We start from the raw sequence: 16,722 nt of genomic DNA on the forward strand, positions 1-16,722 counted from the left end.
ACGTCACATGGCGCGGGAGCGGTCCGGGCAAGGCGGCACGGGTTGTCAGTGGGGCGGCCTAGACTCGGGAGGCGATGAGCAGCAGCCTCTTTGACGACAGTTTCCTCCAGGGCCTCCAGGGCGGACACGAGCCGCCGCACGCCGCCGAGGAGCCCCCGCCCCCGCCGGAGCACGAGGAGCACGAAGCCCCGGAGGAGATCCCGCACGACCTCTTCCAGGGCCGCTTCGACGCACCGCCCGCCCAGGACGCGTACTACCGCAACGGTGCCCCGCGCCCCGCCCTGGACGCCGCGGCACTGCTCGACGGGCTCAACGAGAACCAGCGCGCCGCCGTCGCGCACCAGGGCTCCCCGCTGCTCATCGTCGCGGGCGCCGGCTCCGGCAAGACCCGGGTGCTCACCCACCGCATCGCCCACCTCCTCGCCGAGCGCGGTGCGCACCCCGGCCAGATCCTCGCCATCACCTTCACCAACAAGGCGGCGGGCGAGATGAAGGAGCGCGTCGAGGAGCTGGTCGGCCCCCGCGCCGGCGCGATGTGGGTGATGACCTTCCACAGCGCCTGCGTCCGCATCCTGCGCCGCGAGTCCAAGAAGCTCGGCTTCACCTCCTCGTTCTCCATCTACGACGCGGCCGACTCCAAGCGCCTGATGGCCCTGGTCTGCCGCGACCTGGACCTCGACCCGAAGAAGTTCCCGCCGAAGTCCTTCAGCGCCAAGGTCTCCAACCTCAAGAACGAGCTGATCGACGAGGAGGACTTCGCGGCACAGGCGGCGGACGGATTTGAGAAGACGCTCGCGCAGGCCTACGCGATGTACCAGTCCCGCCTCCGCGAGGCCAACGCGCTGGACTTCGACGACCTGATCATGACCACCGTCAATCTGCTGCGCGCCTTCCCCGATGTCGCCGAGCACTACCGCCGCCGCTTCCGCCACGTCCTCGTGGACGAGTACCAGGACACCAACCACGCCCAGTACGCCCTGGTGCGCGAGCTGGTCGGGCCGTCCGCCGGGGCGCGCGACGAGGACACCCCGCCGAGCCCCGAGGACCTGCCGCCCGCCGAGCTGTGCGTCGTCGGCGACGCCGACCAGTCCATCTACGCCTTCCGCGGCGCCACCATCCGCAACATCCTCCAGTTCGAGGAGGACTACCCCAACGCCACCACCATCCTGCTGGAACAGAACTACCGCTCCAGCCAGACCATCCTCAGCGCCGCCAACGCCGTCATCGAACGCAACGAGAACCGCCGCCCCAAGAACCTCTGGACCCAGGCCGGCGACGGCGCCCGTATCACCGGATATGTCGCGGACACCGAGCACGACGAGGCGCAGTTCGTCGCCGAGGAGATCGACCGCCTCACCGACGCGGGCAAGGCCCAGGCCGGTGATGTCGCCGTCTTCTACCGCACCAACGCCCAGTCCCGGGTCTTCGAAGAGATCTTCATCCGCGTCGGTCTGCCCTACAAGGTCGTCGGCGGCGTCCGCTTCTACGAGCGCAAGGAAGTCCGCGACGTCCTCGCCTACCTCCGCGTCCTCGCCAACCCGGAGGACGCGGTCCCGCTGCGCCGCATCCTCAACGTCCCCAAGCGCGGCATAGGCGACCGTGCCGAGGCGATGATCGACGCGCTCGCCCAGCGGGAGAAGATCAGCTTCCCGCAGGCCCTGCGCCGGGTGGACGAGGCCTACGGCATGGCCGCCCGCTCCGCCAACGCGGTCAAGCGCTTCAACACCCTCATGGAGGACCTGCGCACCGTCGTCGAATCCGGCGCCGGCCCCGCCACCGTCCTCGAAGCCATACTGGAACGCACCGGCTACCTCGCCGAGTTGCAGGCCTCCACCGACCCGCAGGACGAGACCCGCATCGAGAACCTTCAGGAACTCGCCGCCGTGGCCCTGGAGTTCGAGCAGGAGAACGCCGCGACGGCGGAAGGAGAAGGGGAGGGCGCGGGCGCCACCCTGGCCGACTTCCTGGAGCAGGTCGCCCTCGTCGCCGACTCCGACCAGATCCCCGACGATGACGAGGACGGCAGCGGCGTCATCACCCTGATGACCCTGCACACCGCGAAGGGCCTGGAGTTCCCCGTCGTCTTCCTCACCGGCATGGAGGACGGCGTCTTCCCGCATATGCGCGCCCTCGGCCAGACCAAGGAACTCGAAGAGGAACGCCGCCTCGCCTATGTGGGCATCACCCGCGCCCGCGAGCGGCTCTACCTCACCCGCTCCACCCTGCGCAGCGCCTGGGGCCAGCCCTCGTACAACCCGCCCTCCCGCTTCCTGGAGGAGATCCCCGACCAGCATCTCGACTGGAAGCGGACCGGGGCCGCCGCGCCCAAGGCCTCCGGACCGGTCGGTTCCATCGCGGCCTCGCTGTCCTCGTCCCGGTCCCGCAGCGCCGCCGCGGGCGCCTCCGGCTTCGCCACCCGGCGGGGCGGCGCCACCGAGAAACCGGTGGTGGCACTCACCATCGGGGACCGCGTCACCCACGACCAGTTCGGCCTGGGCACCGTCGTCGGCGTCAAGGGCAGCGGGACCAACGCCGAGGCCACCATCGACTTCGGCGACACCAAGCCCAAGCGGCTGCTACTGCGGTACGCGCCGGTCGAGAAGCTGTAGGCGCAGGAGTTGTAGGCGGCGCCTCTTCTCGGGTGCCTCTTCTCGGGCGGGCGGCTCAGGTCGGGTCGAGGTCGTGGCTGCGGAGCCACGGCAGCGGGTTGATCGCCGAGCCGCCCCCGGGCCGCACCTCGAAGTGCAGATGCGGACCGGTCGAGTTGCCGGAATTGCCCGAACTGGCAATCTGGTCACCGGCCTTCACCGCGGAACCGCTCGGCAGCGCATACCGCGACAGATGGCAGTACCAGGTCTCCGTACCGTCCTTCGCGGTCACGACCGCCATATTGCCGTAGGCGCTGTTCCACTGGGTGCGCAGGGTGCCGTCCGTCGCGGACATGACCGGCGTGCCATAGGAGACGGGGAAGTCGATACCGGAGTGCACCGACATCCAGTTCACCCCGGCCTGCCCGAAGTAGGCGCTCAGACCGTGCTGTTTCACCGGCAGCAGGAACTTGGGCCGCTCCCGCTCCTTGCGGGCGGCCTCCTCCGCGGCCTTCTTCCGCTCCGTCTCCTGCTGCGCCTTGAGATCGATACGTTCCTGGGTACGGCTGGCCCGGTCGGCGAAGTCCCCCGCGTCCGTGGAGAGGTTCTGCAACTGGGTGTCCAACTTGTTGTTCACCACAGAGGGTTTGACCGCCGGGGTGTCCGGGGCCGCCGCAGCCGCCACGTCCTTGGTGTCGTCACCGCCGTCGCTGCCGCCGATCCCGCTCACCGAGGCGGCCGCGATGCCCGCCACCCCCACCACGCACACCGAGGGCACCGCCACGGTGAGCAGTGCGGACCGCTTCACCGGAGCACGCCGCCGAGCCCTCCCCCGGCCACCGCCCCCGGAACGCCCCGCCGGCGCCCAGTCCTCCGCCAACTCCCCGTCCGCCTCGAGGACTTCCGCCTCTTCGAGGGGGGCGTGCTCGGGGGACTCGTGGTCGGCGGGGGTGTGGTCGGCGTAGGTGTGGTCCGCGGGCGTGAAGTCGGTTGCCGCGGGCCGGTGTTCGGTGTCGAGGGTGAGGTCCAGGGGGGCCTCGGTGGGGTCGGCGGGGCGTTCGCCGTGGGCTGGGTAGGAGTGGGTGTCCGCCGCGGGCTCGTGCGGTACGCCCCATTCGCCGGTGCCGGTGGTCCACGCGGTGGTGTCCCACTGGCCCGAGTGCTCCGGGACGGCCTGCGCGGGAATGCCCCCGGCGGGAACGCCCGCCGCCGGATGTTCCGTGGAGTAGACGTCGTGGGCGTAGATGCCGGTGGCCCAAGTGCCGGTGCTGTAGGGGTCGTTGGCGTGGTCGGCCGGCTGGTGGCCGATGGGCTCGCCCGGCGCGGGTGCGGCGTGGAGATCACCGAAGAGCGGATCCGCCGCGAAGTCCCCGGTCCCGCCGTCGCTCACGTTCGCATAGCCACCGGTGCCGTAGGCGGTGCCGTCATAGAGGGGGGTGCCGTGCGCCGGAGTGCCGCTGTGAGCGGTGCTCTCGTAAAAGCCGTTGTGGTGAGCGGTGTTCTCGTGAACAGTGCTCTCGTAACCGGCCGTCCCGTGAGCGGTGCTCTCGTAAGTGCCCGTCTCATAGGCGCCGTTGGCGTACTCCGCGCTGTCGTACCCCGCACCGCCATGAGCGGAGTTGTCATACCCGGAGCCGTCGTAACCGGTGCCGCCATAACCGACCGCACCATGAGCGGAGGCGTCATACCCGCCGCTCTCCAGGCCCGAGGTGTCGTAAGTGCCGGTCGTGTCGTAAGTACCGGTCGCCCACTGGCCCGTGCCGTACGAGGAGGTGTCCGGATAGCCGCCGGACTGGTAGCCGTCCGCGGTCTGATAGGCGCCGGACGACTCGAACGAGCCGGTGGCGTAAGGGTCATGGACCGCGTACCCGGCGTGCGTGTCGTACGGGGTGCCCTGCTGGTCGTAGCCCGGATAGGGCGCGTAGTCGGCGTCTGGCGCCGGAGTCGGGGGAAGTCCTGTCCCCGACACATGACGGTCGTTCACCAACTTCTCTTTCGCCTCGGCAGCAGGGGCTGGGGGGCTGTTCCGCGGCGGTGGGCCGAGGGCTGTCACCGCCCCCCAGAGGCAGAGCAGTGCCGAGACTGTACCCGGCGGTATGAGGGCGCCACAATCTTTGGCAGGTTTCCTGCCGGTGGGAAACGGGCATTCGGCAGCCTTTCGGTGGAGCCCGGACACGCCTTTGGCGCTGCGTTCGGTGAACGTTCGACAGGGCCGGCCGGCAAGTCAGGCGACCGTGAGGCCGCCGTCCGGCCGGGTCTGTCCGGGAGTGTCCGCCGGAGGCGGGGTGCCGAGCATCGTCAGGAGGCGCCCGGTCACCGCCGGATGCACCGGCAGGGCGAGATGACCGATGCCCGTCACCCGGACGTTCTCGGTGAGCAGATCGGGATGCTCCACACAGGCCGTCTCCAGCGGCGCCATCGCCTCGTCCAGATCACTCCAGAACGCCACAAACCGCGTACGGCAGCCGGGGGCCGGCGAGCGCAACTCCGCCACCACATCCGAATCGGGCCGCATCTGCCGCACGATCGGATGCACATCCAGCAGCGGTGCCACCCGCGTCCCGGTGTGCGGAGTGCCCAGCGTCACCAGGGTCCGCACCCGCTCATCGCCGCCGAGCCGCTGTACGTAGTACCGGGCGATCAGGCCGCCCAGGCTGTGCCCCACCACATCCACCCGCTCATGCCCGGTACTGCGGCAGATCTCCGCGATCCGGCGCCCCAACTCCTCGGCGGCGACCCGGATGTCGGTGGCGAACGGCGAGTGGTTGAGCGACTCGACCTGCCGCCCACCCCGCCCGGCCAGCGCCCGCCGCAGCAGTACGAAGACGGAACGGTTGTCGACGAACCCGTGCAGCAGCAGCACCGGCGGCTGCCCGACCCCGACCGGCAGCGGCAGGGGTACGGCGCCTTCCCCGGCGCCCGTCTCCGGCGGCTCGATCAGCGTCTGCGCGGCGGGGGTGAGCAGCCCTGCCGCGGCGCGGATGCCCGACGGATAGAGCAGTACGTGCCCCATCAGGATCGCCGCCTCCAGTGCGGAGGCCTTCACCGCCTCCGCGGAAGGCATCGCCAGCCGGGGCAGCAGCGACAGCGGTGAGAAGGAGCAGAGCGACGAGAGCGGGGTGAGCGAGGAGAGCGATGAGAGGAAGGGGAGGGTGGGGAGCGAGGGCAGAGGTGGGAGCGGCAGGAACGGGAGTGACCACAGGGCCCTGGCGGTCTTCATGGTCGACCTCCCATCGGCACGCGGAAGGACTGCTCCGGTCCCGCATGTCTCTTGGGGAGCCGACCCCGGACTCTCGCCACACCCCGTGGTCGGACGGCTACGGTACGACGATCTGCCGCGGCGGCTCCTCCGGCACCAGCCCCACGGCCGCCGGGCCGCGGAGACGAGGTGCTTTGTGCGCTTGTCCCTCTGTGTGATTTCCCCCATGCTCTGCGACGTGAAACGGTTCGGTGCGGGATGCTGGGGATAACGTGCGTTCACTGCCCCCGCCGCACGGTGCGGGGCCGCCGGGCTCTACCGGGCCCGATTGACAGTCGGTGCACTGAGTACACGCTGTGGTGCGTGTGGTGATGGAGGCAGTGATGGGTGTGGCAGCCGGGCCGATCCGAGTCGTGGTGGCCAAGCCGGGGCTCGACGGCCACGACCGCGGGGCCAAGGTCATCGCGCGGGCGCTGCGCGACGCCGGTATGGAGGTCATCTACACCGGCCTGCACCAGACGCCCGAGCAGATCGTCGACACCGCCATCCAGGAGGACGCCGACGCGATCGGCCTCTCCATCCTCTCCGGTGCGCACAACACCCTCTTCGCCCGCGTGATCGAACTCCTTGAGGAGCGCGACGCCGCCGACATCAAGGTCTTCGGCGGCGGCATCATCCCCGAGGCGGACATCCCGCCGCTCAAGGAGAAGGGCGTCGCGGAGATCTTCACCCCCGGCGCGACCACCGCGTCCATCGTGGACTGGGTCAACGCCAACGTCCGCCAGCCCGCGGGCGCCTGACCGGCCCCACGCTTTTCCTCACGGTGAGCGGCGCCCGCCTGCCTCGGGCGCCCCACCCCCTCCCCTTCGCCTCCGTGCCCCGGCGAGAGCACCGCTCACTGGAGGAGTTCCGTACGCATCGCCTCCCGTAGGCGCAGTGTGGTGACCAGGCGTTGGAAGGCCTCCGACCAGTAGCCGGCGGCGCCCGGCGAGGAGTCCTCCGTTTCATCGGGCCGGGTCGTCAGGGCTTCCAGCCGGGGGGCCTGTGCCGGATCAAGGCAGCGTTCCGCCAGGCCCATCACCCCGCTGAAGCTCCAGGGGTAACTCCCGGCGTCCCGTGCGATGTTGAGCGCGTCGACCACCGCGCTGCCCAGCGGCTCCGACCATGGCACGGGGCAGCCGCCGAGCATCTGGAAGGCCTCCGGCAGTCCGTGCGCCGCGACAAAACCCGCCACCCACTCGGAGCGCTCCGCCGCGGGCAGCGCCGACAGCAGCTTGGCGCGCTCCGAGAGGGGCACCGCGCCCGGGCCGCCCGCCGCGGGTGAGGCCGGTACGCCGAGCAGGGCGCGGGACCAGGCCGCGTCCCGCTGCCGTACCGCTGCCCGGCACCATGCCGCGTGCAGTTCGCCGCGCCAGTCGTCCGCCACCGGCAGGGCCACTATCTCGGCGGGGGTGAGCCCGCCGAGCTGCGCCGGCCAGCCGTCCAGGGGTGCCGCCTCCAGCAACTGGCCGAGCCACCAGGACCGTTCACCCCGCCCCTGCGGCGGTTTCGCCACCACCCCGTCCCGTTCCATACCGGGGTCGCAGGCGTACGGCGCCTCCACGGCGAGCGCCGGCCCGGGCCGGGTGCGGTCCAGGGAGACGCAGGACGCGGCCCGTTCCGCCATCCGCTCCGCCAGCGCGGAACCGGGCAGTGTGGACAGCAACTCGGCCGCGGTGGCCCGGACATTGCGGCTGCGGTCGGCCAACGCCCCTTCCAGGAAAGGCTCGTCGGCCGGGCCGAGGCCCTGGCGCAGCGAGTCGACGAACATCAGCCGGTCCTCGGCGCGCTCCTTGGACCAGGAGGTTTCGAGGAGCTCCCGGGCCGCCGCCGGATCCTCGGCCCGTATCGCCGCCAGCAGGGCGACCCGCTCCGCGAACAGGCCGTCGTCCCACAGGGCGCTCACCGCCTCGGCGTCCGCCAGATCGGGCAGCAGGGCGCCGCCGCCGGGGGCGGAGCGCAGTGCGAAGCGCCAGTCCGGATTGAGCCGGGCCAGCCACAGCGCCCGCGGCCCCGCCAGCGTCAGCACCGCGGACCGCAGGTCGGTCCGGCCGCGGGCCGCGTCCAGCAGGGCGGGCAGCAGATGCGGGGGCGCGGCGAAGCCCCTCGCCCCGGCCAGCGCCAGCCACTGCGGCAGCAGCTCCGTCAGGTCGGGTGCGGAGCCGTGCCGGCCGCCGCCGGGCCGGTCCGCCAGCAGCAGGGCGAGCCGCCGGGCCGCGGCCGGCGGGGGCGGCGGGCGCTCGTCGACCGGTGCCGGATCGGGTGCGGGCGCGGCCACCGCCGGTCGCAGCCCCGCCCGCCGCCGTACGGTGGCGACCGCCGCGGCGTCCAGCAGTGCGGCCGCCGGGTCCTCGCCGGGTGGGGCGGGGACCGGTGGATCGCGGCGTTCCGTGCCGAGCAGGGCGGCTGTCACCAGATCGCCCCAACGGGCTTCCGCGGCACGGGCGTTGGCCGGATCGGCGGCCGGATGCGCGGCGCCCTGCCCGGTGCCGGGCGGCTGGTGGTCGGCTCGCTGATCGGATGTGCGGGTCAGCACAGGGAGAACACCTCCTCGCTCGCCCCGGCCGCCGGTGTGCCGCTCGGGGATGGGGGATACCAGGCGGCCAGCGGGGTGAAGCCGCGGTGGCCGCACTCCCCGAAGACCGTCAGCGGAGCGCCGCCGGACAGCGCGACCAGCCGCCACAGGCCCGGGGTGCCCAGCGCCGCCGGATGCACCGGCAGTGCCGAGCCGCCGTCCGCGTCCGCCAACTGCCAGCCACCGCCGTCCGGTTCGGGCACCGGGACGACCTCGCGCAGGGTGACCGGCCAGGACGTCAGCCATGGGTCGGCGGTGAGCGCGGTGCCGTAGCGGGCGGCGGCCTCCTCGGTGCCGGTGCCCGCCGGCCGGTCCGGTATCGGGGCCGGGACGGCGAACTGCTCGCCCAGATCGGCCCGGAGCATGGCCGGGCCGGGACGCGGCCGCAGCTCCGCGTCCAGCGCCAGGCCCACCGGAAGCGACAGCTCCGGCGCCCGGCCCGCCGCACCGAACGACAGCAGCAGCGCACTGCGGCCGGAGGCGATGCCGTGCAGCCAGATCCGGCGCGTCGTCAGACGGCCGTCGTCCGTCTCGTACTGGGCGAGGACCAGCCAGCGGTCCCGTACCGGTGGGCCGTCGGCGGGGACGGGCAGGCCCACATGGCCGCGGACGGTGTCGGCCAGCTCCGGTGGCAGCGCCTCCCGCCGCAGCCACCCCCGGGCCAGCAGATGCACCAGGGCGGCCTCCTCCAGCAGCCGCCCCGGCCAACCGGGACCAGAGGCCGCCACTCCGCCCAACTCCCTGATCCGGGAGGCCAGTCCGGGGGCCTGGGCGTCGACCATCCGGGCCGCGGTCTCCTCCCAGGGCGCGTACCCCGCCGAGCCCGCGTCCGCCAGCCCGCCGCGCAGCAGATCACCGAGGCGCTGCCGCAACTCCTCGGCGCCCGCCGTGATCCGCGCCGCCCGCTGCTCCGCCCGGCGTCTGGCCGCCTCCGGATCGGCCACCGCACCCGCGGCCTTCCCCGCACCCGCCGTACCGCTCTCCTCGGCCCGCTCGCGCCGCCCCGCCAGCCAGTCGGCCGCCCACTCGGGCACCGCCGCACCGTCCGGAACCTCCCCTTCGACGGACCGGAGCAGCAGCAGCCCCAGCGCGTGCTTGCACGGGAACTTCCGGCTCGGGCAACTGCACCGGTACGCCGGGCCGCCGGCCCCGGCGAGATCCACCACCGTCTGGTACGGCTTCCTGCCGCTGCCCTTGCAGAGCCCCCATACCGCCCCTCCGTCCGCGCCCGTGCCGGACCACGGGCCGGCCGCCCCCAGCTTGCTTCCCGCTTTGCGTGACGCGGCGTCAGGTGCCAGTGCAAGCACCTGGTCCGCCGTCCAGCGCACCCCCTGCTCAGTCATGTCTCCGACCGTAGGACCCACCACTGACAATCACCCCTGCCGAGGGCATCCATGCAGGTCAGGGCGATTGTCAGTGGCGTGGTGCACGGTTGGGGGAGTTCAGAGCAGGACCGTGTTGGAGGGGGACCGAATCATGTCCACGACCATTGCTGCGCCTTCGGACACCAGCGGGCAGTCCGGCCGCGGTGCCGGTACCGAAGAGGCGCTGCGACCGCACGCCGAGGACGCCTTCGCGGGCGAACTCGCCGCGCTCGCCGCCCAGGACGACCGCCCGCGCCCCGCCCGCTGGCGCCTCTCCCCGTGGGCGGTGGCCACCTACCTGCTCGGCGGCACCCTGCCCGACGGCACCGTCATCAGCCCCAAGTACGTGGGCCCGCGCCGCACAGTCGAGGTCGCCGTCACCACCCTCGCCTCCGACCGGGCCCTGCTGCTGCTCGGCGTGCCCGGCACCGCCAAGACCTGGGTCTCGGAGCATCTGGCGGCCGCCGTCAGCGGCGACTCCACCCTCCTGGTGCAGGGCACCGCGGGCACCCCGGAGGAAGCCATCCGCTACGGGTGGAACTACGCCCGGCTCCTCGCCCACGGCCCCAGCCGCGACGCCCTGGTGCCCAGCCCCGTGATGCGGGCGATGGCCGACGGCATGACGGCCCGCGTCGAGGAGCTGACCCGTATCCCGGCGGACGTGCAGGACACCCTGATCACGATCCTGTCCGAGAAGACGCTGCCGATACCGGAGTTGGGGCAGGAGGCGCAGGCCGTCCGCGGCTTCAACCTCATCGCCACCGCCAACGACCGGGACCGCGGCGTCAACGACCTGTCCAGCGCCCTGCGCCGTCGCTTCAACACGGTGGTGCTGCCACTGCCCGCCACGGCCGAGGCCGAGGTCGACATCGTGGCCCGCCGGGTGGAGCAGATGGGTCGCGCCCTGGAGTTGCCGCCCATGCCGGACGGCATTGACGAGATCCGCCGCGTGGTCACCGTCTTCCGCGAGCTGCGGGACGGCGTCACCGCCGACGGCCGCACCAAGGTCAAGTCGCCCAGCGGCACCCTGTCCACCGCGGAGGCCATCTCCGTGGTGACCAACGGCCTTGCCCTGGCTGCCCACTTCGGCGACGGAGTGCTGCGTTCCGGTGATGTGGCCGCGGGCATCCTGGGCGCGGTGGTACGGGACCCGGCCGCGGACCGGCTGGTCTGGCAGGAGTATCTGGAGGCCGTGGTCCGCGAGCGGGCCGGCTGGAAGGACTTCTACCGGGCCTGCCGCGAGGTGAGCGCATGACCGCGCCCGTCCCCCTGCTGCTCGGGGTGCGCCACCACGGTCCGGGCTCGGCCCGCGCGGTACGGGCCGCGCTGGAGGCGGCCCATCCGGCGGTAGTGCTGATCGAGGGCCCGCCGGAGGCCGAGGCGGTGCTGCCGCTGGTCGTGGATCCGGCGATGCGGCCGCCCGTCGCCCTGCTCGCCCATGCGGTCGGGGAGCCCGGCCGGTCGGCGTTCTGGCCGTTCGCGGAGTTCTCCCCGGAGTGGGTGGCGATGCGCTGGGCCGTCGCCCGCCAGGTCCCGGTGCGCTTCATCGACCTGCCCGCCGCCCACACCCTGGCCATGCGCCCCGGGCCCGAGGAGCCGGAGTCACCACCGGGAGGGCCCGGCGATACGGACGGCGAGGCCGGTGAGGGCGGTGCCGAGGCGCTGCGGGTGGATCCGCTGCGGGCTCTCGCCGAGGCCGCCGGCTATGACGACCCGGAGCGCTGGTGGGAGGACGCGGTCGAGCACCGGGGAGACAGCGGCGACGCCTTCGCCCCGTTCCAGGCGCTGGAGGAGGCGATGACCGCGCTCCGCGAGGAGCACGGCCCCACCGGCACCGACCGGGACCTGGTCCGCGAGGCCCATATGCGGCTCCAACTGCGCGGCGCAGTCAAGGAGTTCGGCCCCGAGGCGGTGAGCGTGGTGTGCGGGGCCTGGCATGTGCCCGCGCTGCGGCAGCGGACCCGGGTCACCGACGACCGCGCCCTCCTCAAGGGCCTGCCCAAGGCCAGAGCCGAGCTGACCTGGGTGCCCTGGACCAACCGCCGCCTCTCCCGCGGCAGCGGATACGGCGCCGGAATCGACTCACCCGGCTGGTACGGCCACCTCTTCGCCGCCCCCGACCGGCCGGTGGAACGCTGGATGGCCAAGGTCGCCGGGCTGCTCCGGGAGGAGGACCGCCCGGTGTCCTCCGCCCACCTCATCGAGGCGGTACGGCTCGCGGACGCCCTGGCCGCGATGCGCGGCCGTCCGCTGCCCGGACTGACCGAGACCACCGACGCGGTCCGCGCCGTGCTCTGCGAGGGGTCCGACATACCGCTCGCCCTCGTCCACGATCGGCTGGTCGTCGGCGATGTGCTGGGCGAGGTACCGGAATCCGCCCTGGCGGTACCGCTCCAGCGGGACCTGGACCGGCTCCAGCGCAGCCTCCGGCTCAAACCGCAGGCCGGGGAACGGGAGTTGGAGCTGGACCTGCGCAAGGACAACGACGCCGCCCGCAGCCGCCTGCTGCACCGGCTGCGGCTGCTCGGCGTGCCCTGGGGCGAGCCGGCCCGCCTCGTCCGCGGCGGCACCGGCACCTTCCGGGAGGGCTGGCGGCTGCGCTGGGAGCCGGAGCTGTCGGTGCGGGTCGCCGAAGCCGGGGTGTGGGGCACCACCGTGCACACCGCAGCGACCGCACGCGCCGAAGCGGACGCGGCCGGTGCGACGGCCCTCGCGGAGGTCACCGCCCTCGCCGAGCGGTGCCTGCGCGCCGGTCTCGCCGAGGCGCTCCCCGCCGTGATGCGCATCCTCGCCGACCGGGCCGCCGTGGACGCCGATGTCGCCCATCTCGCCGACGCACTGCCCGCGTTGGCCCGCTCCCTGCGCTACGGCGATGTACGCGGTACCGACACCCGGGCCCTCGGCGAGGTCGCCGGCGGACTGGCGGAGCGCGTCATCGTCGGCCTGCCCGCCGCCTGCGTCTCCCTCGACGCGGACGCCGCCGCCGCGATGCGCCGCCGCCTCGACGCGGTACACGGAGCGATGTCCCTGCTCACCGAGCCCAGCCGGCCCACGCCGGACGAGCCCGTCACCGGCCCGGCGGGCACAGGCTCCGGCGACGGGATACGGGGGCGCTGGCACACCATGCTGCACACCCTCGCCGGGCGGGACACGGCCCCCGGCGAGCTGCGCGGCCGCGCCGCCCGACTGCTGCTGGACGACGAGCGGTTGACCGGCGAGGAGGCGGCCCGGCTGATGGGCCTGGCCCTGTCGCCGGGCACCCCGCCCGCCCAGGCCGCCGCCTGGATCGACGGGTTCGTCGGCGGCGGCTCCGGCGGCGGACTGATCCTGGTCCACGACGAGCGCCTCCTCGGCCTGATAGACGGCTGGCTCTGCTCCGTACCCGACACCGCCTTCACCGATGTACTGCCGCTGCTCCGCCGCACCTTCTCCGCGTACGAGTCGACGGTGCGGCGCAGTCTGGGGGAGCTGGTGCGGGAGGGGCCGGGCCGGGGACCGGCGGGCGGTACCGGGGCCGGGTCCGGGCTGCCCGGGTTCGCCGCGGAGGGCGATCCGGCGCGGGCCGACGCGGTGCTGCCGGTACTGGCACTGCTGCTGGGCCCCGGGGCGGAAGCGGCCCCGGCGCCCGCCGTCACCACCTCCGCGCCGGGTGGCGGCGACGCCCCGCGGCAGTACCCGGCAGCCACACCTCACACCACCAACCACCCCGCGGGAGCGGCCACATGACCGGAACGCACACCGCGGGCGGGACCACATCCGCGGCCCCGCCCGCCGTACTTGACGGGTCCCCGGCAAACGAATCCGCAGGGGGCGACGGGGCCGCCGGGGAGCGGTTGCGGCGGTGGCGGTTGGTGCTCGGCGGGGAGGCGGACGGTACCGGGTATGCGCCCGGCGGGCAGGACGCCGCCATGGACGCGGCGCTCACCGCGCTCTACGGCAAGGCCCCGAAGTCCGGCCGCGGCCGGGACCGTTCCGCCGGACTCGGTGCCTCCGCCCCCTCCGTGGCCCGCTGGCTCGGTGACATCCGCCGCTACTTCCCGTCCTCCGTGGTCCAGGTCATGCAGCGCGACGCCATCGAGCGGCTCGACCTCTCCTCGCTGCTGCTGGAGCCGGAGATGCTCCAGGCGGTGGAGCCGGACGTGCACCTGGTCGGCACCCTGCTCTCGCTGCACAAGGCGATGCCCGAGACCACCCGGGAGACCGCGCGCGCCGTCGTCCGCCAGGTGGTGCGGGACCTGGAGAAGCGGCTCGCCGCCCGGACCCGCTCCACCCTCTCCGGCGCCCTCGACCGCAGCGCCCGCACCAGCCGCCCCCGCCACCACGACATCGACTGGAACCGCACCATCGCGGCCAACCTCAAGCACTATCTGCCCGAGCACGGCACCATCGTCCCCGAGCGGCTGATCGGCTACGGGCGGGCGGCGCGGTCGGTGCGGAAGGAGGTCGTGCTCTGCATCGACCAGTCCGGTTCGATGGCCCCCTCGGTGGTGTACTCCGCCGTCTTCGGCGCCGTACTCGCCTCGATGCGGTCGCTGTCCACCCGGCTCGTCGTGTTCGACACCTCCGTGGTCGACCTCACCGAGCAACTGGACGACCCGGTCGACGTCCTCTTCGGCACCCAGCTCGGCGGCGGCACCGACATCAACCGGGCGCTCGCCTACTGCCAGTCGAAGATCACCCGCCCCGCGGACACCGTGGTGGTCCTCATCTCCGACCTGTACGAGGGCGGCATCCGGGACGGGATGCTGCGGCGGGTGGCCGCGATGAAGGCGGCCGGAGTGCAGTTCGTGACCCTGCTGGCGCTCTCCGACGAGGGCGCACCCGCCTACGACCGCGAGCACGCCGCAGCCCTCGCCGCCCTCGGCGCACCCGCCTTCGCCTGTACGCCCGACCACTTCCCGGACGTGATGGCCGCGGCGCTCGAACGCCGCGAGATACCCATACCGGACACAGCACCCCAACGGGCTTGAGGGAAAGGGGACTTGCGGAACCGCCCCCACACCGGGCCGGGTGCCGTCCGCCGCCACCCCGGTGGCCGAGGAGGCCGCGCGGGCCGTGCTGCCGCCGATCGCCGCGACCGCCGTGCACGGGGTGCTGCCGGTCGCCGGGCAGGCCGTGGGCGATGTCACGCACGTGGTGCGGGACGTCCTCGGTGCGGTCACGCCGGCCGCAGGCGGGGTCGTCTCCGAGGTGCGGCCGTTCGCGGAGGGCGTCGTCGGGAACGATGTGCCGCGGTTCGCGGGCGAGGCGGTGGGCTCGGTGCAGCGCCTGGTGGCGAACGTCGCCGACGAGGCGCAGCCCGCGGCGGGCGGCGTGGCCGGTGGCGTCACCACGCCCGCGCGGGACTCACCTCGACGGTGGCCGCGGACGCCGGTGCGCTGACCGGTCACGCCGTGACCGGAGTGACCGGGGCCGTCGAGTCGGTGGCCCCCGCCTCCGTGCCGGACACTGCCGCCGTCTGACCCGTACGTCCGCGGGTCCCGGGCGGGCCGCCGTACTCAGTGGCCGGCCCGCCCGGTAAAGCGCCCGGCCCGGGCTATTTCCCCGGCCGGGGGACCTTCAGCAGGTCCCAACTCGCCTTTCCCGGGACGCCGTCGGCGTCCCGGCCCTGGTAGCCGAGCTTGTGCTGCCAGGCGGCGTAGGAGCGGCGGTCGGCCTCGGACCAGTGTGGTCCGGGGCCGTCCTGGTAGCGGCCGCAGCCCTCCGCGTCGAGGCGGCGGCCCATCGCGGTGATCAGCGGGTCGTTCTGCCCGGCGTGGAAGAAGTCCGCCCCGGGGAAGGGCGCGTGGCGCGTCGGCCCGGGTTCGGGTTCGGCGGGCGGGGCGTCGCCGGAACCCTTCCGTCCGGCCAGGCGGTCGCCGATACGGCGGCGCATCCCGCCCATGCTGAAGCCGCGGGGGTCGACCTTCCCGGGCTGCCACTCCCGGTGGCCGATGACGGACCGCTCGCCCCAGCCGTGCGCGCGGCAGATCGCCGCGGACACCTTCTCGATCGCTGCCAACTGCGCTGTGGGCCAAGGGTCCTTGCCGTCGCCGAGGTTGACGCACTCGAAGCCGTAGAAGCGGCTGTTGCCGTCGGTGTCGGACTGGTCGTCGTGCGGCAGGGGGCGTTCGGCGATGACGGCGCGCAGTACGTCGCCGTCGCCGAGCCCGGCGTGGTTGGCGCGGCCGTTGCCGACCAGGTGCACCTCGCCCTTCTTGTCGATGACGCCGTGGCAGAGCGGTCCCGGCAGGTCGGAGCGGCCGTCGTAGCAGAGGTCGACGGTGCCGGTGGTGCCGCGGGTGACGGTGTGGTGGATCATCACGCCGTGGACGGGGCCCCAGGCGCCCTTGGCGTTGCGGTGGTGGTGGCGCCAGTCGCGGACCTCGTGCACGGTGAGGCCTTCGGCGCGCAGCGCCTTTAACAGGCGGGCGGCGCTGAGCGGTTCAGCCATGTTCGGCTCCCTGGGGGGTGGCGCGGCGGGAAGCTCCGCCCGAGGCGGCGTGACTCGTCAACCCAGTGTCCGTTTAGGCGAGTTGAGAGCGCAAGACGGCTTTCCGGCCCGTCGCGGGGAGCTGCGGTGACCGGCCGGGCGCCGAGAACGCAGACGCCGCGGGTGATCACCGTCACCACGTCCTGTGACCGTTATCACCGCCCAGGTGTGAGCTGTGATTTACGGCCACGCGTGAAGCGGAGATAACCTGCGAGACGGACATGCCGCGTGCCCGGTGACCGTGTGCGCTTTCCCTGTGACAGCCGAGTCACGTTGCCCGTCGCGGCACGCCCGAGCAGACAGCCGACGGCAGAGCCGACGAGATCACGATAGGGATAGGGACGGACGCGCGTGGACCTGTTCGAGTACCAGGCGAGGGACCTCTTCGCCAAGCACGGTGTACCGGTGCTGGCCGGTGAAGTCATCGACACGCCTGAGGCGGCGCGCGCTGCCACCGAGCGTCTGGGCGGCAAGTCGGTCGTCAA

The 16,722-nt window shown here is 73.2% G+C and carries 12 protein-coding genes; 7 read left to right on the forward strand and 5 right to left on the reverse strand.

All coding sequences use genetic code 11. The annotated features are described in order from the left end of the window. Positions 1 to 74: 74 nt before the first annotated feature. Positions 75 to 2,609, forward strand: coding sequence for a DNA helicase PcrA (pcrA, locus tag ACFVST_RS04870; protein ID WP_390146916.1), 2,535 nt, complete (start codon positions 75 to 77; stop codon positions 2,607 to 2,609). A 55-nt stretch (positions 2,610 to 2,664) separates the two neighbouring features. Here the strand turns inward: pcrA and ACFVST_RS04875 are convergent, their stop codons facing one another. Continuing rightward, positions 2,665 to 4,572 carry a peptidoglycan DD-metalloendopeptidase family protein gene (locus tag ACFVST_RS04875; RefSeq protein ID WP_390146918.1) on the reverse strand — a complete coding sequence of 636 codons (1,908 nt, stop codon included), beginning with the start codon at positions 4,570 to 4,572 and terminating at the stop codon, positions 2,665 to 2,667. A 240-nt stretch (positions 4,573 to 4,812) separates the two neighbouring features. Next, positions 4,813 to 5,808, reverse strand: coding sequence for a lipase family alpha/beta hydrolase (locus tag ACFVST_RS04880; protein ID WP_390146920.1), 996 nt, complete (start codon positions 5,806 to 5,808; stop codon positions 4,813 to 4,815). A 362-nt stretch (positions 5,809 to 6,170) separates the two neighbouring features. Here ACFVST_RS04880 and ACFVST_RS04885 point away from each other — a divergent pair, with 362 nt between their 5' ends. Then, positions 6,171 to 6,587 carry a cobalamin B12-binding domain-containing protein gene (locus tag ACFVST_RS04885; RefSeq protein ID WP_390146922.1) on the forward strand — a complete coding sequence of 139 codons (417 nt, stop codon included), beginning with the start codon at positions 6,171 to 6,173 and terminating at the stop codon, positions 6,585 to 6,587. A 95-nt stretch (positions 6,588 to 6,682) separates the two neighbouring features. Here ACFVST_RS04885 and ACFVST_RS04890 read toward each other — a convergent pair whose 3' ends face one another. Beyond that, complete coding sequence (locus ACFVST_RS04890; protein ID WP_390146924.1) at positions 6,683 to 8,362, reverse strand: DUF5691 domain-containing protein; 1,680 nt, start codon at positions 8,360 to 8,362, stop codon at positions 6,683 to 6,685. Further along, positions 8,356 to 9,744, reverse strand: a complete 1,389-nt coding sequence (locus ACFVST_RS04895; RefSeq protein ID WP_390146926.1) for an SWIM zinc finger domain-containing protein — start codon at positions 9,742 to 9,744, stop codon at positions 8,356 to 8,358. Before ACFVST_RS04895 ends, ACFVST_RS04890 begins: the two co-directional genes overlap by 7 nt. A gap of 133 nt (positions 9,745 to 9,877) precedes the next feature. Between ACFVST_RS04895 and ACFVST_RS04900 the strand changes: the two genes are divergently transcribed. Genes ACFVST_RS04900 through ACFVST_RS04915 form a run of 4 tightly spaced genes read left to right on the forward strand, consistent with a single transcriptional unit; the run spans position 9,878 to position 15,147 of the window. Then, positions 9,878 to 11,020, forward strand: coding sequence for an AAA family ATPase (locus ACFVST_RS04900; RefSeq protein WP_390146928.1), 1,143 nt, complete (start codon positions 9,878 to 9,880; stop codon positions 11,018 to 11,020). Next, positions 11,017 to 13,491, forward strand: coding sequence for a DUF5682 family protein (locus ACFVST_RS04905; protein WP_390146930.1), 2,475 nt, complete (start codon positions 11,017 to 11,019; stop codon positions 13,489 to 13,491). Before ACFVST_RS04900 ends, ACFVST_RS04905 begins: the two co-directional genes overlap by 4 nt. After that, positions 13,488 to 14,735, forward strand: a complete 1,248-nt coding sequence (locus ACFVST_RS04910; protein ID WP_390146932.1) for a VWA domain-containing protein — start codon at positions 13,488 to 13,490, stop codon at positions 14,733 to 14,735. Before ACFVST_RS04905 ends, ACFVST_RS04910 begins: the two co-directional genes overlap by 4 nt. A 40-nt stretch (positions 14,736 to 14,775) precedes the next feature. Then, the gene (locus ACFVST_RS04915; protein WP_390146934.1) at positions 14,776 to 15,147 is read left to right on the forward strand and encodes a hypothetical protein; all 372 of its coding nucleotides are present in this window, start codon (positions 14,776 to 14,778) and stop codon (positions 15,145 to 15,147) included. 154 nt (positions 15,148 to 15,301) lie between these two features. Here ACFVST_RS04915 and ACFVST_RS04920 read toward each other — a convergent pair whose 3' ends face one another. After that, positions 15,302 to 16,198, reverse strand: a complete 897-nt coding sequence (locus ACFVST_RS04920) for a peptidoglycan-binding protein (protein WP_390146935.1) — start codon at positions 16,196 to 16,198, stop codon at positions 15,302 to 15,304. 390 nt (positions 16,199 to 16,588) lie between these two features. On the opposite strand from ACFVST_RS04920, the gene ACFVST_RS04925 reads away from it, so the two are divergent. After that, positions 16,589 to 16,722 (forward strand): ATP-grasp domain-containing protein (locus tag ACFVST_RS04925; protein WP_390146946.1); only part of this gene is annotated, 134 nt, incomplete at its 3' end.

Origin of the sequence: Streptomyces sp. NPDC058045 (genome assembly GCF_042885635.1) — a bacterium.
Classification (GTDB): Bacteria; Actinomycetota; Actinomycetes; order Streptomycetales; family Streptomycetaceae; genus Streptomyces.